This is a genomic window from Bradyrhizobium sp. B117 (assembly GCF_038969555.1).
Classification (GTDB): domain Bacteria; phylum Pseudomonadota; class Alphaproteobacteria; order Rhizobiales; family Xanthobacteraceae; genus Bradyrhizobium.
The window spans coordinates 6561109-6583955 of record NZ_CP152414.1; the positions used below are offsets into that span (position 1 = coordinate 6561109).

A 22847-nucleotide genomic window follows, 5' to 3' on the forward strand; every position below is an offset into this window, starting at 1 on the left:
TCATTTCAAGGCGATCGTGATCTGACTGATATTGGCGGCGAGCTCGAGTCCCGCCTTCGGGCCTTGCAGCACGATGGTCACGCCCTTCTCGTTGCGGAGGTGAACGCCGTTGACGCCGCCGACCAGCGCGAAGCCCCCGCCGACGGAGCTGTAAGTGCCGGCGAAGTCACCGACATCGCGGATGCCCGAGGCCCAGCCGTCAAAACGGCCGATCGTCGCGCCGGCCGTGATGCCGAAGCTGAGACCGCTGATCCTGAACGGATAGGTCTTGCCGCGATAGGTCAGCACGCCGCTGCCGGCGCCGCCGCCGACCAGGAGGCCGGCCTTGACGATCTTGGCGCGGACGTGCCCGGCCGCCTGCGCAAAGGACGGCGTCGGCGCGGCGAGCCCGAGCGCCAGCAGCAGGAGCGCGATCAGGCGGGAACGATGCGTCCGCCGTTCAGGGTTTTGCTGCATCGACCTTCTTCCAGGTTTGGTCGGGATCGAACAGCGTGGTGCGCTCGGCAAGGAACTCGGTGCGCGGGCCGAGATCCTTCTGGTAGACGACACCGTCGTGATTGACGAGGAAGGTCATGACGCCGGAATTGCCGTATTCCGCCGGCCAGGCGATCAGACCGAAGCCGCCGATCATCTTGCCCTTGACGACATAATTGAGCGCGCCGCCGCGCGCATTCGGGCCCTGCCCCTTGAGGATGTGGAAGTAGTAGCCGTGATAGGGCGCGGGGCCGACATCGCCGGCGCGATAGCCTTCCTTCGACGCCTCCGCCGCCAGCGCGCCGAGCGGGCTCGGATCGCTGTCGTCGCGCCAGAACAGGCCGTCCTTCTTGCCGGGCGAGGAGACGATACGCTGCGCATAGACGCCGGCGCCCTCACCGCGATCCTTGTCGGCATATTCGTTCTGCGCATCGACATAGGCGAGCATGGTCTGAATCGCGTCGAGCTCGTTGCGGCCGATGCGGCGGCGGAGCACCTCGATCCGGCCCTCGTTGGTGTCGAACGCCCAACCGGTCTTGGTGTTGACCAGCGGAATCGGGAACGGGAAGTCGTCCGGCCCGAGCATCAGCGTCGCGGTCTTGTTGCCCTCCGCCTTGATGCCGTGCTTGGCGTCATACATCGAGGTGAAGCGCGCCCGGATGTCGTTGTCCGCGACCTCGTCACCGGAGGAGACGATGTCCTCGGCGTCCCTGCCGAGCACTTTCAAAATGTCTTTCGGGCCGCTCTTGACCGCGGCGGCAAGCGCGGCCGCGGCATCTTCCGGTGTCTTGTAGGATTCCTGCGCGAGTGATGCCGATCCGAACAGCGCGAGCGCGACGATGCCCGGCAGCACCGCACGATGGAACGATTTCAGACCGGTCATTGCGCCACCTCCGCAGGAATCTTCGCGCCGCCGGCGAGCCAGTCGCGGTAGGTGCGGAATGTCAGTCCGAGTTTCTCGTAATAGACGCGCAGATAGCCGTCGCTGCCGCGGGTGACGGCATCAGGCATCACCTGCGCGACCTCCTGCGCCATCACGCCGACATAGGCCTTGTCGCTGCCGACATAGCTGAAGCGATAATAGCCGAGGCCGTTCGAGAGATGGCCGAGCAGAACGATGTCGTGCTTGAGCGCGATGTCGGAGCGCCGGCCTCCGCCGCCACCGCCGCGGCCGCCTCCTCCAAAGCCACCTCCGCCGCCGCCACGCATCGCCATGCCGCCACCGCCGCCGCCACGACCGGCGAAGCTCGCTCCGCCGCCGCCACCGCGCGGCATGCTCGCCATGCTGGCGCGTCCGCGCGCGGATGCAGCGGCGGCCGAGCGGCCGGAGGAAACATTCATCGCGCCGCCGCGATTGCCGCCACCACGATTGGCCGCCGCACCGCCGCCGGCGCGGTTCGCGGCCTTGGCGCGATCGCCGCCGCCCTTGCCGGCGTTCTTGGCACGGTCACCGGCGCCGGCCCGATCGCCGCCGCCGGGCCGATCGCGCGTGCCTGCACTCGGGCGATCTCCGCCCGGACGATCGCCGCGATTGCCGGCGCGATCACCGGCTCCGCCACGATCACCAACGCGGTCTCCTGCGCGGTCTCCTGCGCGATCGCCGGCGCGGTCACCCGCACGGTCTCCTGCACGATCGCCTGCACGATCTCCTGCACGATCGCCTGCACCTTGGTTCGGACGCAGCACCTGGTTGCCGTCACGGCCGCGGAAATCCATCCGGTCCGAGGCGCCGGCCTTGATGTTGGTGTTGCCGAAGCGCTGCTGCACGTTGACGTTGTTGTAGCGCACGCCGCCGCGATGCGCCGGATTGTGCTGCCAGCCGTTGGCGATGTTGGTGGTGCGATGATTGACGTAGACGTTGCGGTTGCCCCAGTTGCAGCCGCCGCCCCAGTAATTGCCCCAGCGTCCGATCGCCCAGGCGGTGCCGAAGGCGAGGCCGGCCGCGACCACGCCCGCGCCGATATAGGACGGATAGCCCCAATAATACGGCGGATATTCCGCATAAGGCCAGGTGCCGTAGACCGTCGCCGGATCGTAATACGGCACGTACATCTCCGCGGGATTGGCCTGCTGGATCACGACGACCTGCTTGCCTTCCTGCGACTGGACGCTGACCTTCTGCTGCCTGGTGGTGGTGAGCTTCTTGTTGTCATAGGCCTTGTTGCGCAGGCGCTGGATCGCATCCATCACATCGGGCTGCTGCGCGAGGAAGGCATCGCCGAGCTTCTTGGTCCAGTCGAGCTGGTCGCTCATCATGGCCAGGACGTCGGGTGTGCTGGCGAGCGCCTTGACGCTGTCGTCCCAGCCCTGCTTCTCCACCTCGGTCCTCAGCGCATCGCCCTTCAGGCTCTTGCGCTCCTTCAACCAGCGATCGGCCTGCACCACTTCGAGCGGATAGGTCGAGGCGGCCAGCACGTTGGCGAGCAGCTCGTCGGGATAGAGCGCGATCGGTGCGACCAGAGCCTCTAACTGCTCGGGCTTCAGCAGCTCGGCCGACGGCGCCGGCGGCGTTGCAGGCTGTGCCTGCGTGCTGGGTGCTGTCGGCGCGTTCGGCGCCGCCGGTGTGGTGGCCTGCGCCATCGCAGCGGCGGGCATCGCCACCACCAGCGCAAGGACCATCAGGATCTTGCCGCAACGAACCATTGCAATCCTCCCAAGACTTCCGACCGCGACCATCGGGCCGAGCGATGGACATTTATTGATCGAGATCAACGAAACGGCGCCCTACGCCGTTGCGGCGCCGCGTCATTCGATCAGCTCGGCATCCAGCAGCAGCCGGTTCGGAACGGTCAGCGCGAGGGCATGGGCCGTCTTGATGTTGATGACGAGCTCGAACCTGGTGGCGAATTGCACCGGCAAGGTCCGTATCTCCGCGCCACGCAGGACGCGGTCGACATAGCCTGCGCCGTCGCGAAACTGCTGAGTGAGATCGGCGCCGTAGGACATCAGCCCGCCGTTCACCGCGTAGAAGCGGACGGCGAAGATCGCGGGCACGCGGCGCTGCGCCAGCAGCGCAATCGCCATCTGGCTCTGGGTTCCGAAGAAGCCGCCATCGGGCAGCACGACGAGGCCACCACCGCTGCGCGCCGCGGCGTCGATCACCGCTGCGATCTCAGGTCCGCTGCGAACGCTGGCGCCGGTGACCTGAAGGCCGAGACGGCCTTCCATCTGATGCGCGGCCTGAAGATAGAACGGCGCGTAAGGAGAGGAGTCCGGATTGAACAGGAGCGCGGCACTGGTCATGCCGGGCGCCATGTCTTTCAGCAGGCTCAGCCACTTCCCGCTCATCGAATGCTCATAGAGCGAGAAGCCGGTGAGATTGCCCGTCGGCCGCGCCAGATTGACGACGAGGCCTGTTCCGACGGGGTCGGAGAGCCCCACGAAGATGATGGGAATGTTCTGCGTGGCATCGCGCAGCGCGCGCGTCGTGCCGGTGCTGGTCGAGAGCAGCACGTCCGGCGCGCTGGCGATCAGTTCGCGCGCCTCTACCTGCTGCCGTGCCGGGCTCGGGCCCGGCCAGCGCACCTCGAGCCGGTAGTTCTGGTTGGCGATCCAGCCGCGATCGGCGAGCCCTTGCTGAAAGGCATCGACACGCATCTGCGCGCCCGGATCGCCCGGGACATTGCCGGTCAGGACACCGACGGACGGCATCCTGCCTTGCGCCCTCGCCAGCACCGGAAACGCGGCCGCTGCGCCGATCAGCGACATGAACTCACGGCGTCTCATGGCCACCCACCACCCCGATCCCTGCCCGCCCCCGCCCGGTCATGACGCAGCGGCGAAAGGAAACGGCCTCGCCGGACCCCAAGGCTTGATCGAGATCAAGGTAGCGGCTGTCAGTCGAGGAGCGGCAGGCGGATCGTGAACAGCGCGCCGCCCCATGGCTGGTTCTCGACGCTGATCGTGCCGTAATGGGCCTCGACGATGGTCTTGACGATCGCAAGCCCCATCCCCATGCCTTCCGGCTTGGTCGTGAAGAACGGGTTGAACACGCTGCCGAGATCGGCGGACGCGATCCCCGGACCGGTATCGGCAACCCTGATCTCGGCGTAGCTGCCGGCGCGCACCGTCCCCACGCTGACCTCGCGCTTCTTCATGCCGGCATCGGACACCGCATCCATCGCATTGATGATCAGGTTGAGGACGATCTGCTGGAGCTGCACAGCGTCGCCCCTGACGTGCAGATGGACCAGAGCAGGCGTATAGGTCAGCACGATCCGGCGTCCATCGGCGACGGCCGCGACCAGGCCGATCGCCTCGCGCACCGTGTCGTTGAGCTCGATGTCGCCGACCTCGAACGGCGTCTTCCTCAGCACCCTGCGCAGCCTGCGGATCACCTCGCTGGCCCGCTGATCGTCGCGCCTGATGTCGGCGAGGATCTGCCGGATCTCGTCCATGTCGGGCGACGGGTTCTTGAGCATGAGCTCCGCCGTCTCGGCATTGGTCAGGATCGAGCCGAGCGGCTGGTTCAATTCGTGGGCGATCGACGTCGTCAGCTCTCCGACAGCCGAATAGCGATTGGCGTGCGCGAGCTCGGCAAGGCGCTGGCGCGATTCCACTTCGGCGAGCCGGCGGCGGCGGCGCTCGTGCAGAAGGCCGCTGATGAGACCCGCCTGGACCAGGAAGACGGACGTGATCAACAACATCTGCCAGCGATAGCGCTCCCAGATGTTGGGCTCGCGAAACAGGATCTCGCTGCCGGCAGGCAAGCGGCTCTCGCTGATGCCCCAGCGCCGCAATTCCCGCCAATCATATCGCGGCGGCGCAAAGCCGATCGGCTCGTATTGGACGTTCTTGGGTTTCTCGCCGCCGAGAACCCGGATCGCCGCGTTCACGGTCCGGGAGCTGGTTTCCGCGACCAGATGCATCGGGCCCCCGACGGTGCTGCCGCCGAAGAACGGCTCCTGGTAGGAGAAGATCGGCGCATTCGCGACCGCATGCAGGCTGCGCAGGGCGATGTCGCTCTCGTGGACGATCCCGGCCGCGTCGACCGACATCAGGCCCCAGAAAAGCGCGGTGTGCGGCGGCAAATTCGATGCGCGCTTCAGGATCTCCTCGAACGGCAGGTCCGAATACCAGACGAGGTCGACCCGCTCGCCCAGAGGTTTCAGCTCCTGCTTGACCTCCTGGACCCAGAACTGCTCGAGCGGCGAGGCACCGATCACGATCGCGACTGTCCTGGTGTCCGGCAGGAGCTGCAGGATGTTGTCGAACGCGGCCATGAAATCGTTTCGGATCGCGATGACGATGTCGTTGTCGGTGAGATCGGCGCGATTGATCAGCCGGTACTCGACCGCGGAGAGAATCAACGGCGCGTCGGGGAACAGCCGCGCACGATATCGCTGCGCGAAGCGGGCGGCCGGCGCACCGATGCTGAGTACGATGTCGGGCATGGCACCCTGATAGAGCGAGTGCAGATACTCGACGAAGGGCGCCTCGGGACCGGGATTGTTGAAGCGCGCCGTGAGCAGCGCGTGCTCCTGGATGTCGAGTGGCCAGGGCGATTTCTGCTCGAGCTCCGCCTTGATGCTGCGCGCGAACTCGCTCCACGGCCGGAACTCGCGGCCGAAGGAATGCAGCACCAGCACGCGCTTGAGTTCGCCGCGCAGGCTCCGCTCGGCCGCACCGGCTGGCCCGGACGACATGCACGCGGCGACAAGCAGGACGAGACAGAGCAGCGAAGCCGCTGCGTGCCGCGGCCTGACCTCGTCAGTGCACATGCGCCAGCTCATGCTCCAATCCCCGCAGCGTCCGAACGGCTGCTTGCCGGGGAATTCTAGCGGGAATTGCGGGACACGGACAGGGTCGCACGCACCTTGTCGCTATTTCGTCGTACAGCGGTGATAGCGGATTTCGATGTCATCCATGCCCGGGAACAGCCGAATGAGGCTGTTGGCATCCAACTCCTTGAGACTGAACTGGACGTTCGACAGCATGATATCCGTCGCGCACGTCGCGACCATGTTGACGTATGGTCCGTTGTCCTTCCTGGCCTTGATCCGGCAGCGCGCGAACTTGCCGACGATCTGGTCGCCGTTGATGATGAATCCGCCGCCATAGACATCCGACTTGTCGGTGAATCCGACCTGGGCGCCGTTGAGTGCGAACACTTTTGTGCAATTGTCGGGATCACTGACCCATGCGCCGTTCAGGTCGAGTGCATTGGCGTGGCTTGACGTCTCAAGCAGCGAAGCCAGCAGGATTGCGCCAAACGCAATCATTTTGTGCAAGTTCATTTCGAGATCCCCTTCCGCGAGCTCAATGCCCGCTCAGCACCAGCGTCTGGATCGGCAGCAGCAAGGCCTGGATGCGCAGCAGCAGCGCGTGGACGAGGCCGGTGGCGTCGACGACGTGGAGCGCGAACTTCCGGCCGCTGGGGGTGTCCTTGGCGGAGATTTCTTCGTGATTGCTGGTATAGGCATTGACGACGCAGCTCGAGCCTGGCGTGACGCCGTCGAGCCCGCCCTTGTAGAGCGGCTCCAGGAACACGAGGATCGTGCCGGGCTTCACCGCGTTCTGGGCCTCGAGCAGTTGCTGTCCGCCTTGGAACTGACCGGCGGCGATATAATCCTGCACCGTTGTGATCACCATCGGGATGATAACCCACGGCTTGGAGATGCAGGTCGCCTCCGCGACCATACCCGGCTTCATCACCTGGGCCTCAATCTGACCGAAGCCGGCCTGCAGGACGTTTCTACCGGCACCATCCGGAATGAGCACCCCTGCCGGCCGCAACAATTGATTGACGACATCACCGGTGCGCAGCAGGAATTGCTCGACCCGCCCGTCAACGCCGGCGCGGACAATCGTCTGATCCAGATTCACCTGCGCCTCAGCCAGCGCTGCCTCGGCACTCGCCTTCTCGGCGGGCAAGAGCGTCGAGACGCGCAAGACCGCCGATTCCTTAACTGCATTTGCGGCGTCCACGCCAGATTGGCGCTGGTCTACGAGCACCTGCAGCTTTTCGATGTCCCGCTGCGGCACGATGCCGGGATTGCGACGCTGCAACTCGCTCTTGACGTCCAGCTCGTCCTTGGCCTGCTGAAGGTTGGCTTTGGCTTCGCCGATCTGCGCGTCGGCCTTCACGACGTCGGCTTTCGCTGACATCATCGTGGCATCGACCTCGGCTATCTTTCGCTTGGCAGTCTCAACAGCCGCCTCCTGCTTGGCACCGTCCAGCCTGAACAGCACGTCCCCCTTCTTCACCGCTGCGCTGACGCCGACATTCACCTCGGCCACGCGGCCGGCGACGCCGACCGGCATGACCGGCACGGTGCGGAAATAAAGCGTCGCGCTCGATGTCGACGGATGGAAATAGAAGATCATGGTGATCAGCGACACCGTCAGCATCAGGCATCCCGTGATGCCCCAGCGCAGCTCGTACCAGACCGAGAAGAAGGTGATCTCCTTTCCGAAACGCTTGCCCTGGACGTAGCGGCGATAGAGGTAATCGGGCAGGATCGTCACCAGGGAGCAAATCATGAGCTCAAGCATGGCTGTGCTCCTTCCTGGCGACGTCCGGCTTGTCCGCCGGAGCAGGCGCGGCACCGGCCTCCATCGGCGCTTCGTCCTGGCCCGGCGCCGCGTCGGCAATCTTTTCGACGGAATCGGCGATGCTGCGCAGCGGCGTTCCGAAATCGGGGAGATCGATCAGCGCAAGCAACAAACCTGCAACCCAGAAGATGTGCATGTGCGTGAACAGCGAGATCAGGCCGAGCACCGCCACGAATTCGAACTGCAGTTTCTGCGATTTGTGCGCCATTCGTTCGGGGAGGCTGTGCAGCTTCCAATAGAGCGTGCCGACCCAGAAGATGACGCCGATCAGGAAAATCCCCATCACCACCGTCAGGGTGTCGGTCCCGCTCCCCGGCGCGAGATAGAACGGCAGATGGTGCGGGGCCATCGGATGAAGCTGGTCGCTCAAACGTCTCTCCCGGTCAGCGGACGTGCACTTGCGGTACTGTGTTCAGGCGCCGTCGCAATTTGCTTGATTTGAATCAAGGGAATGCCGGCCGCCGGACCTAGCGTCCGCAAAACGCCGATTGCACAACGAAAGGGAGCCGCAGCCATGCCCGGCCTCGACGATCTCATTCCAAGCGCCACGCAGATCCGAAAAGAGACCGCTCTCAAGGAAGCCCAGAAGGCGGAGGAATATGTCCGCCTCGCCGCCGCGGCGGAGGCCGAGAAGCTTGCCCTGATCGAGCGCCTGAGCAAGCCGTCCGGCAAGACCGAGGAGGAGAAGATCAAGCTCGCCTCGACCATCATCCAGCGTGCGGTGCGAAGCGGTCTCACCGAAGTCATGGTGTACCGCTTCCCCAATACGCTCTGCACCGACAAGGGGCGCGCCATCAACCAGATGGAAAAGGGCTGGGAGAATACGCTGACCGGCATTCCCAAGGAGATCTTCCAGCTCTGGACCGACTATCTGAAGCCGCGCGGCTATCGCATCGCCTACCAGATCATCGATTTTCCGGGCGGAATGCCCGGTGACATCGGCGTGACCATTTCATGGGGCGAGGAGTAGCGCCCGCAAACAGCGAAAGGACGGGCATGGCCAAGGATGAAACTGCGGAGAAGATGAAGCGGAAGGACTACGAGAAGGAGCTCGAAAAGCTCCAGGTCGAGCTGTGTCACCTCCAGGAATGGGTCAGAGCCGAGAAACTGAAGGTGATCATCATCTTCGAGGGGCGCGATGCCGCCGGCAAGGGCGGAACCATCAAAGCCTTGACCGAAAAGGTCAGCCCGCGCGTGTTCCGTGTCTGCGCCCTGCCCGCGCCCTCTGACCGGCAGAAATCCCAGCTGTTCCTGCAACGCTACATCGAGCAATTCCCGGCCGGCGGCGAGATCGTGATCTTCGACCGCAGCTGGTACAACCGCGCCGGCGTCGAATATGTCATGGGCTTTTGTTCGTCGGCCGAGCACAAGCGCTTCCTCGAATTGTGTCCGCTGGTCGAGAAATTCGCCGTGGACGCCGGCATCATCCTGATCAAGCTCTGGCTCGAGGTCGGGATGGAGGAGCAGGAACGCCGCTTCATGGCGCGCATCGAGGATCCGCTGCGGCAGTGGAAGCTGAGCCCGATGGACACCGAGTCGTTCGGACGCTGGTACGATTATTCGCGTGCACGCGACATGATGTTCGAGGCGACCGATACCAAGCATGCGCCGTGGCGACTGATCCGCTCCGACGACAAGCGGCGCGCACGGCTCAACGTCATCTCGCACATCCTGAGTACGATCCCCTACAAGAAGGTCAAGCGCGAGAAGGTCAAACTGCCGCCGCGGTCGGACAAGGGACGCTACAACGACCAGGCGAGCCTGCGCGGACTGAAGTTCGTCGAGGAACGATACTGAAACATGCAGATTGAAATGCGAAACGGGCTGCGGTGACGCAGCCCGTCTGCTTGAGGATCCGCTCCGGACCTATTTCAGCTGGATCGTGACGCCGCCGACCGCGGCCGACACCTCCGCGCCGACCCGGGGACCGCTGAGCTGCAGGATCACGCCATTGGCGTTCTGCAACTGTACGGCACCGGCGCCCGCTGCGACGGCACCGCCGGCGCCGCCCACCGCATAAGAGCCTTGGATCGACGCCGGCCCGTTCAGGTTGAGCGCACGGCCGACGAACTTCGTGGTCGACGCCCCGACCGTGAAGCCGACGCTCATGCCGGAGACGGTGAAGGGATATTTCTTGCCTCTCAGGAGCAGAACGCCCTCGCCGCCGCCGACGCCGACGATGAATCCACCCTTGGTGAAGACGACGGCGACCTGGCCGGTCTCCGCACGCGCAGTGGAACTGAAACCGGCAACACTCGCCAGCGCGGCAACCAGGACGGCACCGAAGGTCAATTTTCTCATGACGTTTCTTTCTCCTATTGAGCCAGGATCATCGCGAAGTAACCGAACACCGTGAGCAGGATGCCCGAGACGGCATAGCCGACCGGGAAGCCGATCCACGGCACGGAGCTCTGGATCTCGACCGCGGCCTCGCGGCATGGGCCGGAATGCGAGCGCGCGCCCGCAACGCCGCCCATCAGCACGGCCGGGTTGATCTTGAAGACGTGATAGCCGATCGCCCAGACGATGAAGGGCGGGATGGTGCAGGCAATGAAGCCGACGAGGAAGATCTTCAGCGCCACCGCACCGGTGAGCTGCGCCAGCAGGCCTGCGCCGGCGTTGATGCCGACGATGGCGACGAAGACGATGAGGCCAAGATCCTCCAGCACGTTGCGGGCCGCGTTCGGCGTGTTGCCGAAGAAGCGAAGCCGCGACACCACCGAGGACACGATCACGCCCGACAGCAACAGGCCGCCGGCATTGCCGAGGCCGATCTTGGCCCCGAACGCCGGGAACTCGATCATGCCGATCAGGAAGCCGATGATCATGCCAACGGCAAGCGTGAGCAGATCGGTCGAGGTGTTGGCGCGCGCGATGCGGCCCCACATCTCGCCGAGCTCGTTGACGGCGGACTTCAGGCCGACCACCGAGACGATGTCCATGCGCTCCAGCTTGGTCTTGAGACCGGCCGGAATCTGCACGCCGCCGCGCTCGACCTTGGTGACCTGCAACTGGCCGGCGATCGCGGTGTCGCGGAAGGACTCGAAGGTGCGTCCCACCATCTCCTTGTTGGTGACAAGAATCTCCGCCTGGTCCATGGGGATGCCCAGCGTCTTGGCATCGGCGACCTCCGGACCGATCAGGCCCATCTTCTCGGTGAGGTGCTCGGTCGAACCGCCAAGAGCGACAACGTCGCCCTTTTGCAGCACGAATTCGGGATCGGCTCCTTGCGGCACGCCGTTGCGGCCCACATTGACGATCCGGTATTCCGGATTGATCGCGCGGAACTTGGCGATGCTCACGCCGACCGTCGCCGGATTTTCCAGCCGGTAGGCCCGCAGACCGAACTGGCGATAGCCGGTCAGGCCGCCGCCTTCGAGATCCTTGACGCCGAATTCCGTCTCATACTGCTTCGCGGCGGCCCTGGCATCGACGCCCCACCAGCGCGGCAGATATTTGCAGATCAGGATGATGCCGACGGTACCCCAGATGTAGGTGATGCCGTAGGACAGCGCGATCATGCCGGAGGCTTCCTCGGGCTTCATGCCCTCCGGCAATTTGACGACACCGGACGTAATCGCCTGCTCCGCGGAGCCGATCGCGGCCGACATGGTCTGCGATCCCGCAAGCATGCCGCCGGCCGCTCCGGTCGGCAGTGCGAACAGTTTCGCGCCGATGACGACAAGGGCGAGGCCGATCACACTCGACACCAAGGCCAGCAGACAGAATTTGAGGCCGTCGCCCCTCAGGCTGTTGATGAATGACGGTCCGACACGCAGGCCTACACCATACATGAAGAGATAGTAGAACAGGCTCTTGGCGAAATTGTTCAGCTCGAGCTTCACGCCGTAAGTAGAGGCCCACACCGACAGGCCGGCGCCGACCACGATGGCGCCGGCGACCATGCCGAGGCCGTAACCCTTGATGCTGGCCCGGCCGATATAGACGGCGAGACCGACGACGAAGAACAGCAGCAGATACGGGTTCTGCTGGAGGAACGTGAAAAACGCGTGCATGGTCGTCCCCTCCAAGTCCTATGACGCGGCCTTGAGCTTGGGCTGCGCACCAGGCTTCGGCCGGCCGAGCTTCGCCAAGGCTTCCGTGCGCACAAGCTTCAAGCCTTCCTTGGCGTCGTAGCCATGGATCTCCTTCACATCGAGCTTGCGCATGAAGTCGATGGTTTCCTGGGTGATCACCTGGCCGGGCACCATGATCGGGAAGCCCGGCGGATACGGGATCACGAAGTTCGCCGAGACGAGTTCGGGGCCGGCCTTCAGACGCCGATCGATCTCGGGATCGTTGAGGCGGATGTGCTCACAGCCGGCGACGTCATAGGCGGCATAGAAGCCGGTGCGGATATCGCCCTCGTTGGTCTTGCTGCCGGCATCGCCGCGGAAGCTCGGATGGAAATGCGAGAAGTTCGGCAGGTCGGGCACGTCGGTCATCAGGCTCTTGACCCGCGCCTCGAAGGTCTTCTTCGCGTTGGCGCCGCCCTGCGCGAGCCCGCGATCGACCTCGCCCGCGATCTCGGCGAGGACGCGCACGAGATGCGCGACGTCGCTGCGGGTGTTGTTGATGTTGGACTGGAGCAGAACCGAGTTGCGCGAGGTCTTGTTGACCTGGATGTTGTACTCGTTGGCCAGGATGCCCTTGAACTGGGTGCCGTCATAGCCGGCCATGCCGCACACCAGCGTCATGCGGGTCGGATCGAGGCAGAACTCGTCCTCGTCGAGGCTCTTCAGCGTATTGACCCAATTCACGCCGGCCGCGAGATAGTCCGTGAAGCCGCTCTGGCGATACTGCGCCGGCACCATGGCGTCGGCGCTGAGCACGCGGAAATATTTCGAGATCAGCGGATTGTTGTTGACCGCCTGGCGGATGGCGAAGGCGATCTCCATGGCATTGGCCACGAGGCCGTAACCCTCAAGCTCCATCTGCCGCCGCGAGATGTCGAGGCTGGCAATGAGCTGCTGGTTCGGGCTGGTGGAGGCGTGCGTGAACACGGCTTCCTTGAACTGCTGCTCGACGGTGTGGAATTCGACGTCCTTGACCGAGAGCATGGAGCCCTGCCGGATCGCCGACATCGACTTGTGGGTCGAGTTGGTCTGGTAGACGCGCAGCCGAATCTGCCTGGGATCGGGAATGAGCCGGGTCTTGAGCAGTACCTCGTCCGACGGGTTCTTGCCGAGCTCGGCCTGCTGCTTCTCATAGGCCGCGACCGATTTGGGATCGCGCATCCAGGCTTCGATCTCGTTGGCCGCACCCATCGCGGTGCGCCGGCGCAGGAACGGCGAGAAGCGCGCGAAGCCGAACCAGGCCTCGTCCCACAGGAAGATCAGGTCCGGCTTGATGGCGAGACATTCCTCCATCACCCGGCGGGTGTTGTAGATGTGGCCATCGAAGGTGCAATTGGTGAGATCGACCATCTTGACGCGGTCGAGCCGGCCGTCGGCCTTGGCGCCGAGCAGCGCCTGCTTGATCGTCTTCAGCGGCACCGCGCCGTACATCGAATATTCCGTCATCGGGAAGGCTTCGACGTAGAGCGGCTGCGCGCCGGCCAGCACCATGCCGTAATGGTGCGACTTGTGGCAGTTGCGATCGACGATCGCGATGTCGCCGGGCGCGAGCAACGCCTGCACCGCCATCTTGTTCGAGGTCGAGGTGCCGTTGGTGACGAAGAAGACGCGATCGGCGCCGAGCGCCCTCGCCGCCTTCTCCTGCGCCTTTTTGATGTTGCCGGTCGGCTCCAGCATGCTGTCGAGACCGCCGGTGGTGGCGCTGCTCTCGGCCAGGAACAGGTTCGGGCCGTAGAACTCGCCCATGTCGCGGATCCAGTCCGACTTGAAGATGGACTTGCCGCGGGCGATCGGCAGCGCGTGGAAGGTCCCGATCGGGCGCTGCGCATATTTCTTGAGATTGTCGAAGAACGGCGTGTCGTAACGATCCTGGATGCCTTCGAGGATCGACAGATGCAGCTCAAGCAATTCCTCAACCGAATAGAAGATGCGGCGGACGACGTTGGCTTCCGGATTGCCCGCAAGTTCTTCAACGTCGCGGTTCGAGATCATGTAAAGGTCGAGCTCGGGCCTGACGCGCTTGATAATCTGGGCGAGCCGCAGCGCGGACGCGTCGGTTTCCTCGTTGAGACCGGCGGCAGCCATGATCGAGCGCAGCACCGGCGCATCGTGCCGCGAGCGCAGGCCAAAGCCCTCGTTGATGATGACCGCGGCGATGTTGGGGTTGAGCATGGTCGCGCAGAAGGCATCTTCCAGGCTGCCGACGATGACGGGCTCATAGACGAAGGCGTCGACCGGCCGCCGCAGCTTGCGCCATTCGGCCGCCAGCGCCGGCCAATGGCTGGATGATACGCCCGTCACGATCAGGGTTTCGAAATAGGGCCGGCGTGTGGTGTGCGCGCCGAAGCTCGGCGGCACCAGTTCGGCGACGTCGCCATTGCCGTCGTCCTTCGCGCTCCAGTCGCCGGCATGCTGGCGGAAGGATCGCGTCGACAGCGCTTGGGCGATCCTTGTCGCGAGGGTGAACGAGGTTGCTCCATCGCCCGCGGCCGCGGCCTCCCGCAGCGCCGCCATCAACTGCATACCAGGATAACCGTGAAACTCCTCGGTGACCGAGAGATCGGCCAGCGCCGCGTCGAAGGCCGCGCGATTGCCCACCCGGGCCCAGGTCTTGGCGGCCTCGACCAGATCACGCCAATCGTCTGCCCGCGCGCCGGGTCCGGAAAAGAACTGGTCAATGCGCTTGTGCGCGGCCTTGGGCTCTTTGGACATGACTCTCTCCCGCTTCCTTTGGGGCAAAGGTGATGCGGGATCGTGAGTGCGGCTCCGCTCGCTCCATTGATCCAAGTCAACGGTCGCATGCATTCTGACGCGCAATGCCACGCCGTTCGCATCGCAACAGGACGGCGTCAGGCCGTGCGTTGCGCAGTTGCCGCCTGATCGTCGCCGAGCAAGCTGTCGAGCGACCGCAGCCATTGGCCGCTATCGGTCTTCTCCGCGAGCCCTTCGGAACGCAGGAGGTCGCGGAGCTGCGCATGCGCGCCGACGATGCAGAGGGTCACTTTGCGCGACGCAAGTTCGTCATGCAGCTCGTGCAGCATCCGCGCACCCGCCAGATCGATATAGGGCGAGGCCGAGAGATCGCAGGCCACCAGCCGGACGCCAGACGATTTTTCCAGCGCGACCCGGACGGTTTCCAGGATCGTCTCAGCATTGATGTAGAGCAGCGACGCCTCGGGGCGGAAAGCGATGATGCCGACCAGCGGCTCGACGTCTTCATGCCTTGCGCTGTCCGAATAACGGCCGCTGCCAGGCAAGCGGCCGAGGAAGGCAACGTTCGGCCGCGAGGCCCGCGCCAGCAGCAGGAAGATCGAGGCGATCGAGGCCAGCAGGACGCCCTGGAGGATGCCGAGCAGGAGCACGGAGACCAGGGCAATCGCCGCCGCGTAGAAATCGATCCGGCTGACCTGCCACATGCGCAGCAGCGCACGAACATCGACCAGCCTGTAGACGGCAGCGAAGACGATCGCCGCCAGCACCGCCTTGGGCAGATTGGTCAACAATCCCGTGAAGAAAAGCAGGCACAGCCCGAGCGCTACCGAGCAGATCACCAGCGCCAGCGGCGTGCGCGCGCCGGCATTGTCGTTGACCGCCGATTGCGACAAACCGCCGGCGACGGGATAGCCGTGACCAAAGGCCGCAGCGAGGTTCGCCGCGCCCAATCCCAAAAACTCCTGGCGAACGTCGAGCGGATAACCATGCTTGGCGGCGAAGCTGCGGGCCGCCGACACGCCTTCGATATAGGCCAGCAGCACGCAACCCGCCGCGAGCGGAAAGAGATCGTCGAACTCCAGCAGGCCGAATGTCGGGATGCCGAGCGCTGGCAGCCCCTCCGGTATCTTCCCAGTAACGGGCACACCGAGGGCGGGAAGGCCGAGGACTGTTGCCACAATGATCGCGAGCGCAACGATGGTGATGCCGACCGGCTTGCCCGGCAAACGCCGCTCGCCGACGAGAAGCAGCAGGAGCGCGACGGCGCCGATGCCGAGCACGAGCGGATGGATGGCGCCGACCTGCCCGGCCAGCTTGATGGCGCGATCGAAGAAATTGTGGCCGCCGCCGGGAACGCCCAGCAGGCTCGGCAGCTGGCTCATGATGATGGTGAGCCCGGCTCCGGCCTTGAAGCCGACCAGGATGCTGTCGCTGACGAGGCGGACCAGCACGCTGAGCTTGAACAGCCAGGCGATGAAGCACAGCACCGCCACGGCAAAGGCCGCAAGGCTTGCGATCTGCGCATAGCGCACCGCATCGCCTCCGGCGAGCGCGCCGACGGTTGCGGCGATCATCAGCGAGATTGCCGAGGTCGGCCCGATCGCGAGCTGGCGCGAGGCCCCGAGCAGGGCATAGCCGATACCGCCGAGCATGTAGCCGTAGACGCCGACCTGCGGCGGCAGCCCGGCGAGCGCCGCATAAGCGAGCGAGACCGGAATGGCGTAGGCGGCGAGCGTGATGCCGGCGATGGCATCGGACGGCAGCCATTCGCGCCGATAGGCTGCAAGCCATTCGGCCGGTGGAAAGAACCGCGTCCAGGCTGGGTCGGACGGTGCGTTCATCGCCCCTCCTCCGCACGTGGCATCGCTTCGCAGCGCAAGAGGACAACCAGCAGCGCGACCACGGGAATGCCGAGCGCGAGGTTGGGAAGGGTCTTGGTGGCGAAGGCACCCGCGGCCGCGCCGCAGCCGAACACCGCACACAGCGCGAAGAAGATGGCCGACTTGCGCAGCGTCCCGAGCGGCGCTCCGCCATGGACGACCGCAAAGAGGTTCTCGACGAACTGACGCATGTTGCCGGTGATCATCACCGTGCTGCAAACGGTTCCCTCGACCTTGACGAACATGGCCGCCTGTATCGCGGCGACCATGGAAATGCCGAGCGTTCCGGCGAGGTCCGGCAGGCGGTTGTGCAGGATGCCGATCGTGATCAAGAACAGGATCTCGACCAGGATGCCGAGTGCGCTGGCCCGATTCCCGGCAGCACGGCGCAGCCAGGCGGCGACCACGATACCGACGGTGAAGGCCAGGATCGGCGGCACGAAGTGCAAGGCCTCCGCCCAATTGCCGGCCATCGCATAGACCCAGAGGAAGATCACGTTCGCGGTCTGCGCATTCGCCATCACGCCATGGATGATCCAGGTATAGGCGTCGATATAGCCGCCGGTGAAGGCGAGCAGCATGACGATCTCGACCGTTTCATCGCGGCGCACTGCGCCGGCAGCGACGTCCAGAGTACTCATGTCGGCAATGAGGGCTGTCGCAAACACTTCATCATCTCATAGGCCTTGCCTCGCCCGAGCCGGGGCTTGATCTGGATCAAGCAATCCCGCCGCGCCGCCAATCAAATCGCGGCAAAGCGCCGGGGGAAATGCGACCATGGATACCGTCAGGTGGATCATCGCCACCGCACCGGAGATCTTCCTGCTGCTGGCCATTGCGATCGGCACCATTCTCGGCCGCATCAGGATTCGCGGCTTCTCGATCGGCACCACCGCCTGCGTCCTGATCGTCGCCGTCCTGATCGGACAGCTCGGCAGCTTCTCCTTCCCGCCGGTCCTGCGCGCGATCCTGTTCAGCCTCTTCGTCTTCACCATCGGCTACCGGTCAGGACCGGAATTCTTCGCCTCGCTGAGCGTGCGGACCCTGGCGCAGGTCGTGCTGGCGCTGGTGATCGGCGCGACGGGTCTCGTGCTCGTGCTGATCTTCGCCCATGCGTTCAAGCTCGATACCGGAACGGCCGCAGGTCTCACCGCCGGCGCGCTGACGCAATCCTCGGTGATCGGCACCGCCTCGGGCGCACTGGCGCAGCTCGGCCTGCCTGCCGACGTGCTCAAGCAGCAGGAAGCCAATATCGCGGCCGGCTATGCCGTGACCTATGTGCTCGGCTACATCCTGACGCTGCTGTTCGTTCCGTTCGTCGCGCCGCGGCTGATGCGGATCGATCTGAAGGCGGAGGCGAAGAAGCTCGAGGCGGAGCTTGCCGGCGGCGTGCCGGCGAAAACGGACAACCTCTCCTATCGCAAGTTCCAGGCCCGGGCCTATCGCGTCTCGGCCGCAGCGGGTCGCACAGTCGAGGCCATCGAGACGGAGATCGGCCGCCGTACCATCGTCGAGCGGATCGTCCGCCGCGGCGCCGACATCGCGCCGCACCGCGACACCTTGCTCGAGGCGAACGACGACATCGTCCTGACCGGCCCGACTGCGGCCATCGTCGCGGCGGAACCCGCAATCGGCGAGGAGATCGACGCCGACGCGCTGTTAGAGAGCCTGCCCGGCAACGTGATCGAGGTGCTCGTGGAGAACCGCAAGCTGCATGGCCGCTCGATCCGCGAGGTCGCCGAGATCGTCGGCGACAGCGCGCGCGGCGTGTTCCTGCGTGCTCTCACGCGGATGGGCCGCGAGGTGCCGCTCGGGCCCGACACGCGTGTCTATATCGGCGATGTCATGACGCTGGTCGGCAGCACCAACAACATCGCGCGGGCAACAGTGCAGGTCGGCCACGCATTGAACGCAAGCGATCGCACCGACATCGCCTTCCTTGCCACCGGCATCGCCGTCGGCCTTCTGGCCGGCCTTTCCAGCGTCAAGGTCGGCGGGGTCGCCTTGACGCTCGGTGGTGGCGGCGGCGCGCTGATCGCGGGCCTCGTCTGCGGCTGGCTGCGCTCGCGCAAGCCGACCATGGGCGCGATGCCGCCGGCGGCGCAGCAGACGTTGAGCGACATCGGCCTTGGCGGCTTCATCGCGGCGATCGGGCTTGGCAACGGCCTTGCCGCCTGGTCGGCGATCCAGGCCCATGGCATGCTGCTGGTGGGCATGGGCATCGTCGTCACGCTGATCCCGATGACGGTCGGAACGCTGGTCGCCTATTACCTGCTGCGCATGAACCCGGTCGTGACCTGCGGGGCGCTGGCCGGGGCCATGACGGTCGATGCCGCCGTCACCGGCGCCTGCGATGTCGCCGAGAGCCAGACGCCGGTGCTCGGCGTTGCCGTGCCCTATGCGATCGGCAATGTCGTGCTGACGGTGCTCGGCCCGATCGTCGTGGCCGCTACGTTTTCGAGATGAAGGAGGGCGCGATGCATCGCTTGCCTGCAATTCTGCGCTCGTTCGCGACGGCCCTCCTCGTCCTTCTCATCGCCGGATTGCCCGCGCGCGCCGAGGACGAGATCCGCATCCAGGAGGAGATCTGGGCGCTGCCGCTGCCGCTGCCGATGTTCGCCTACCTGGTGCGTCCGGTCGGCGACGGCCCGTTCCCGCTCGTGATCATGAATCACGGCGTGTCGCTCGTTCCGAGGGATCGCAGCTTCTTTCCGCTGGTGGAATTCCGCGATGCCGCCAAATGGTTCGCAAAGCGCGGCTATCTCGTGGTGGCGCCGGTCGGCAGCGGTTATGGCGCGCAGGCGATCGACGTTCCCGATCGCGCGCTGTTCGGCCCGTTCTTCTCCAAGGTCGGCAAATGCACCAATCCCAATTTCCATGATGCGGGCCTTGCCGTTGCCCAGGTCGATCTCTGGATCATCGACTTCCTGGCGGCCGAGAAGCGGATCATCCCGAAGGACGTGATCGTGGTCGGCCAGTCCGCCGGCGGCTGGGCCGCTATGGCGCTGTCGAGCGTGAACCCGCCGCAGGTGAAGGCGGTCATCACCTTCGCCGCCGGCCGCGGCGGCCGGGTCGGCGGCAAGCCGAACAACAACTGCGCACCCGACAAGCTGGTCGACGTGACCGCGGATTTCGGCCGCACCTCGCGCGTGCCGATGCTGTGGATCTACATCGAGAACGACACGTTCTTCGGGCCCGAGCTGTCCAAGCGCATGCATGCCGCCTTCACCGCCGCCGGCGGGCGCGCGGAATATCACCTGATGCCGCCATTCGGCCATGAGGGGCATTTCTTCATCGGCTCGCCGGATGCGATCCCGCTCTGGTCGCCGCTTGTGACAAAATTCCTCGATGCGCAAAAGTGAACCCTGAACTTCGGAGACGCGACCATGCCTCGCCCTCTTGATTGTCTTTCCGGCCTGTTGGCGATTGCGCTCATCTGCACCGCGACAAGCTCAGGCAGCGCCGCACCGAAGACGGCGCAAGCCGAAAAGCCCGCCGAGTTTGCAACGCGTGGTCAGCGCGAAGCGAAGGACATCACCTATGGCGACTGGCAAAAACTCTGCTTCAAGGCCGGCGGCGCGCCGACGCTGTGCCGGACCTCGATCACGGGCAAATTCCCGACCGGTCAGATCGCGGTGCGCGTCGACCTGATCGAGCGCGAGGACGCTCCCGCCGCCCGGCTGCAATTGTTCGTGCCTGTCGGCATGTACCTGCAACAGGCGCCCAAATTGACCATCGACCAGGGCACGCCGTTCCGCGTGCCCTATACCTGGTGCGCCACCAATCTCTGCATCGCGGCCGACGTGGCGGCGCCGAACACGGTCAAGGAGATGGCATCAGGCAAGGCGCTGACGCTCGAGCTCGTCGATGCGAACCTCCTCGCTCTCACCACCGCGGTGCCTCTGGGACAGTTCGCGTCTGCCCGCAGCGGCGCGCCGGCGAAGACGCTGGAGCAGTATGTCGACGAGTGAGCGCTCGCGGCCCTAAGCCGCAGCCGCGCGCGTCACCGACTCGATCAGGGACTCGGCGGAAAACGGCTTGGTCAGGTAGGCGACGCAGCCCGATGCGATCGCCGCGGTGCGGTTCGCCGGACTGTCGTTCCCGGTGATGTAGATGACCGGCGCGGTCACACCCTTCTCCGTCAAACGCAGGCGAAGTTCGATGCCGGATTTTCCGTCGAGATTGATGTCGAGCACGATGCACATCGCCCTTTCGAATCCGCCGTAATCGAGCAAGGCGCCCGCCGACTCGAACAGGGTGGCGACGAAACCGTGAGCGCGGAGCAGCCTGGACATGCTCGTCCGGACGGACGGATCGTCATCGACAATGAAGACGGACTGGCGCGTCGGCACGGCGACCTCTCAGGCGGCATCAACGGTGATGGCCCTGCGGGGAAGGCGATACGACCGGGCGTTCCCCCGCGCATCGGGCAACAAGCTGCAACTACCGCGCCTGCATCGCAGCACCGCGCCAACGCCTTTTCAATTGTCCCTTCGGGAAGTCACACCGGGAGAACTGTGCAGGGCGCGGCGACAACTCCGTTAATCGTCGTTCGCATCGAGCATTCCGAGCCGTTCAGCGATCGAAACGAGCTCCGCAAGCGAATGAACCTGCATCTTCTCCATCACCTGGTGGCGGTGCGCCTTCACGGTGCGTTCGGTGGTCCCGAGCTCGTACGCGATCTGCTTGTTGATCCGGCCGCGCACGATGAGATCGAACACCTGCCGCTCGCGCTGCGTCAGCGTTGCGAGGTGCATACGGAATGTCTCCAGTCGGCCGCGATGCGCGCGCGCGACGCTCTGGCGCGCCAGCGCGCGCTCGATCGCGTCGATCAACTGCTCCGAGGAGATCGGCTTGGTCAGGAAGTCTTCCGCGCCCGCCTTGATCGCCCGCACGGTGGTCGGCGTGTCGGCGAATCCGGTCAGGAAGATGATCGGCAGGGTCGAGCCCGATGCGACCAATTGAGTCTGCAAGTCGGGGCCGCTCAATCCCGGTATCCGCACGTCGAGCAGGATGCAGCTCGCCTGCTCGTCGTCCGGCCCGGCATCCAGCAGCTCCTTCGCCGACGCATAGGTCGCGACCTCATAGCCCGCCAGCTTCAGCCGACGCTCGATCGCCGTCCGAAAGGATTCATCGTCGTCGACCACGTGAACGAGGCCTGGCACCTACCACCTCTTGCATTGAGGACCGCTGATGGTCTTCTCACTCTACAAAGCCGTCTTCATCCGTTTGAGGATTGAAATGTCTGCTTCGCAATGAGTCAAATTCGAAGGACGCAATGCTTCTCATCCTGTGCACCGGGCAATCATGTTGTCCCTTGGTACAATGGACCTAGGGACAATGGATTGAAATACCGCCTTGGTCGAAAATCAACTTCAGCGGGAGTGGGATAGCGCGGCGCATTCCAGCTACAAAAATAGTTAGCCTCACAGACCAATTCGGCGATGAGGAGTTGGCCATGCTTGTTCGCATCACCACGGATTCCGTACCGCGCCCCAACTCCCTCCGCGACCTCGGCATGACCAGCGATTCAAATGCGCTGGTCAATTTAAGCGAATTTTCGTACCGAAAAGGCACCGAAATCTACGGCGAGAAGGAACCGGCCGAATACGTCTACCAGGTCAAGTCCGGTGCGGTGCGAAGTTACAAGCTGTTGTCGGACGGCCGCAGGCAGATCGGCGCGTTCCACCTCGTCGGCGACATCTTCGGGCTGGAGAACGGCCGTGAGCACCGCTTCACCACCGAAGCGATCGTCGACACCACGGTCCGCCTGGTCCGGCGCCAAAGCCTCGAAATGGTGGCCGAGAGCGACGCCATGGTCGCCAGGAACCTGCTCAGCATGACGACGACCAACCTCCAGCACGCCGAGGATCACATGCTGTTGCTCGGCCGCAAGACGTCGCTGGAGCGGGTGGCCGCGTTCCTGCTTGAGATGGACAAGCGCCTCTCCGCATGCGACGTCATGGCGCTGCCGATGTCGCGGCGCGATATCGCCGATTATCTGGGCCTGACGCTGGAAACCGTGTCCCGCGCCTTGTCGCGGCTGCACGAGATCGGCGTTCTCGGCTTTATCGGCAACACGCAGCGCCAGATCGTGCTGCTGGACCGGCACCTGCTCGCGCGCCTCGACCTGCAGTCCTGAACGGGTCCG

At 64.8% G+C, this 22847-nt stretch carries 21 protein-coding genes; 6 read left to right on the forward strand and 15 right to left on the reverse strand.

Going from position 1 to position 22847, the window contains the following annotated elements; all coding sequences use genetic code 11:
* From AAFG16_RS31975 to AAFG16_RS32010, 8 genes are all read right to left on the reverse strand, one after another.
* Positions 1-456 carry a hypothetical protein gene (locus tag AAFG16_RS31975; RefSeq protein WP_342731689.1) on the reverse strand — a complete coding sequence of 152 codons (456 nt, stop codon included), beginning with the start codon at positions 454-456 and terminating at the stop codon, positions 1-3.
* Positions 440-1357: a DUF2950 domain-containing protein gene (locus AAFG16_RS31980; protein ID WP_283080453.1), complete on the reverse strand. Its 918-nt coding sequence runs from the start codon at positions 1355-1357 to the stop codon at positions 440-442. Before AAFG16_RS31980 ends, AAFG16_RS31975 begins: the two co-directional genes overlap by 17 nt.
* A complete protein-coding gene (locus AAFG16_RS31985; protein ID WP_342731691.1) occupies positions 1354-3117 on the reverse strand; it encodes a DUF3300 domain-containing protein in 1764 nt (587 codons plus the stop codon). Before AAFG16_RS31985 ends, AAFG16_RS31980 begins: the two co-directional genes overlap by 4 nt.
* Before the next feature lie 102 nt (positions 3118-3219).
* On the reverse strand, positions 3220-4200 hold the full coding sequence (locus tag AAFG16_RS31990; protein ID WP_342731693.1) for an ABC transporter substrate-binding protein: 981 nt from the start codon (positions 4198-4200) through the stop codon (positions 3220-3222).
* 110 nt (positions 4201-4310) lie between these two features.
* A complete protein-coding gene (locus AAFG16_RS31995; RefSeq protein WP_342731695.1) occupies positions 4311-6206 on the reverse strand; it encodes a HAMP domain-containing sensor histidine kinase in 1896 nt (631 codons plus the stop codon).
* A gap of 90 nt (positions 6207-6296) precedes the next feature.
* Positions 6297-6710 carry a hypothetical protein gene (locus AAFG16_RS32000; protein ID WP_342731698.1) on the reverse strand — a complete coding sequence of 138 codons (414 nt, stop codon included), beginning with the start codon at positions 6708-6710 and terminating at the stop codon, positions 6297-6299.
* Between the two features lie 22 nt (positions 6711-6732).
* Positions 6733-7968 carry a biotin/lipoyl-binding protein gene (locus AAFG16_RS32005; protein WP_342731700.1) on the reverse strand — a complete coding sequence of 412 codons (1236 nt, stop codon included), beginning with the start codon at positions 7966-7968 and terminating at the stop codon, positions 6733-6735.
* On the reverse strand, positions 7961-8377 hold the full coding sequence (locus AAFG16_RS32010) for a hypothetical protein (protein WP_283087017.1): 417 nt from the start codon (positions 8375-8377) through the stop codon (positions 7961-7963). Before AAFG16_RS32010 ends, AAFG16_RS32005 begins: the two co-directional genes overlap by 8 nt.
* Positions 8378-8542: 165 nt before the next feature.
* Here AAFG16_RS32010 and AAFG16_RS32015 point away from each other — a divergent pair, with 165 nt between their 5' ends.
* Positions 8543-8998, forward strand: coding sequence for a hypothetical protein (locus AAFG16_RS32015; RefSeq protein WP_283080459.1), 456 nt, complete (start codon positions 8543-8545; stop codon positions 8996-8998).
* Positions 8999-9024: 26 nt separating this feature from the next.
* Positions 9025-9825, forward strand: coding sequence for a polyphosphate kinase 2 (gene ppk2, locus AAFG16_RS32020; protein ID WP_283080460.1), 801 nt, complete (start codon positions 9025-9027; stop codon positions 9823-9825).
* Positions 9826-9894: 69 nt separating this feature from the next.
* Here ppk2 and AAFG16_RS32025 read toward each other — a convergent pair whose 3' ends face one another.
* From AAFG16_RS32025 to AAFG16_RS32045, 5 genes are all read right to left on the reverse strand, one after another.
* Positions 9895-10329, reverse strand: coding sequence for a hypothetical protein (locus AAFG16_RS32025; RefSeq protein ID WP_283080461.1), 435 nt, complete (start codon positions 10327-10329; stop codon positions 9895-9897).
* Between the two features lie 14 nt (positions 10330-10343).
* A complete protein-coding gene (locus AAFG16_RS32030) occupies positions 10344-12044 on the reverse strand; it encodes a transporter (RefSeq protein WP_283080462.1) in 1701 nt (566 codons plus the stop codon).
* An 18-nt stretch (positions 12045-12062) separates the two neighbouring features.
* Entirely contained in the window at positions 12063-14816 is a 2754-nt protein-coding gene (locus AAFG16_RS32035) for a decarboxylase (protein ID WP_283080463.1), read from the reverse strand.
* Between the two features lie 137 nt (positions 14817-14953).
* Positions 14954-16657, reverse strand: coding sequence for a SulP family inorganic anion transporter (locus AAFG16_RS32040; RefSeq protein ID WP_342731703.1), 1704 nt, complete (start codon positions 16655-16657; stop codon positions 14954-14956).
* Entirely contained in the window at positions 16654-17337 is a 684-nt protein-coding gene (locus AAFG16_RS32045) for a YoaK family protein (protein ID WP_342741004.1), read from the reverse strand. The genes AAFG16_RS32040 and AAFG16_RS32045 overlap by 4 nt, the downstream gene beginning before the upstream one ends.
* Before the next feature lie 136 nt (positions 17338-17473).
* On the opposite strand from AAFG16_RS32045, the gene AAFG16_RS32050 reads away from it, so the two are divergent.
* From AAFG16_RS32050 to AAFG16_RS32060, 3 genes are read left to right on the forward strand one after another with little or no spacing between them, the layout of a single operon-like run.
* Positions 17474-19162 (forward strand): transporter, encoded by a 1689-nt coding sequence (locus tag AAFG16_RS32050; RefSeq protein ID WP_342731705.1) that lies wholly within the window; start codon positions 17474-17476, stop codon positions 19160-19162.
* Between the two features lie 11 nt (positions 19163-19173).
* A complete protein-coding gene (locus AAFG16_RS32055; protein WP_342731707.1) occupies positions 19174-20058 on the forward strand; it encodes a dienelactone hydrolase family protein in 885 nt (294 codons plus the stop codon).
* Between the two features lie 24 nt (positions 20059-20082).
* Positions 20083-20667, forward strand: a complete 585-nt coding sequence (locus AAFG16_RS32060; protein ID WP_283080468.1) for an invasion associated locus B family protein — start codon at positions 20083-20085, stop codon at positions 20665-20667.
* Between the two features lie 12 nt (positions 20668-20679).
* Here AAFG16_RS32060 and AAFG16_RS32065 read toward each other — a convergent pair whose 3' ends face one another.
* Positions 20680-20991 (reverse strand): response regulator, encoded by a 312-nt coding sequence (locus tag AAFG16_RS32065; protein WP_342731710.1) that lies wholly within the window; start codon positions 20989-20991, stop codon positions 20680-20682.
* Between the two features lie 246 nt (positions 20992-21237).
* Positions 21238-21861, reverse strand: coding sequence for a response regulator (locus tag AAFG16_RS32070; RefSeq protein ID WP_283080470.1), 624 nt, complete (start codon positions 21859-21861; stop codon positions 21238-21240).
* A gap of 293 nt (positions 21862-22154) precedes the next feature.
* Here AAFG16_RS32070 and AAFG16_RS32075 point away from each other — a divergent pair, with 293 nt between their 5' ends.
* Positions 22155-22838 (forward strand): helix-turn-helix domain-containing protein, encoded by a 684-nt coding sequence (locus AAFG16_RS32075; RefSeq protein ID WP_283080471.1) that lies wholly within the window; start codon positions 22155-22157, stop codon positions 22836-22838.
* The last annotated feature ends 9 nt before the right edge of the window (positions 22839-22847 follow it).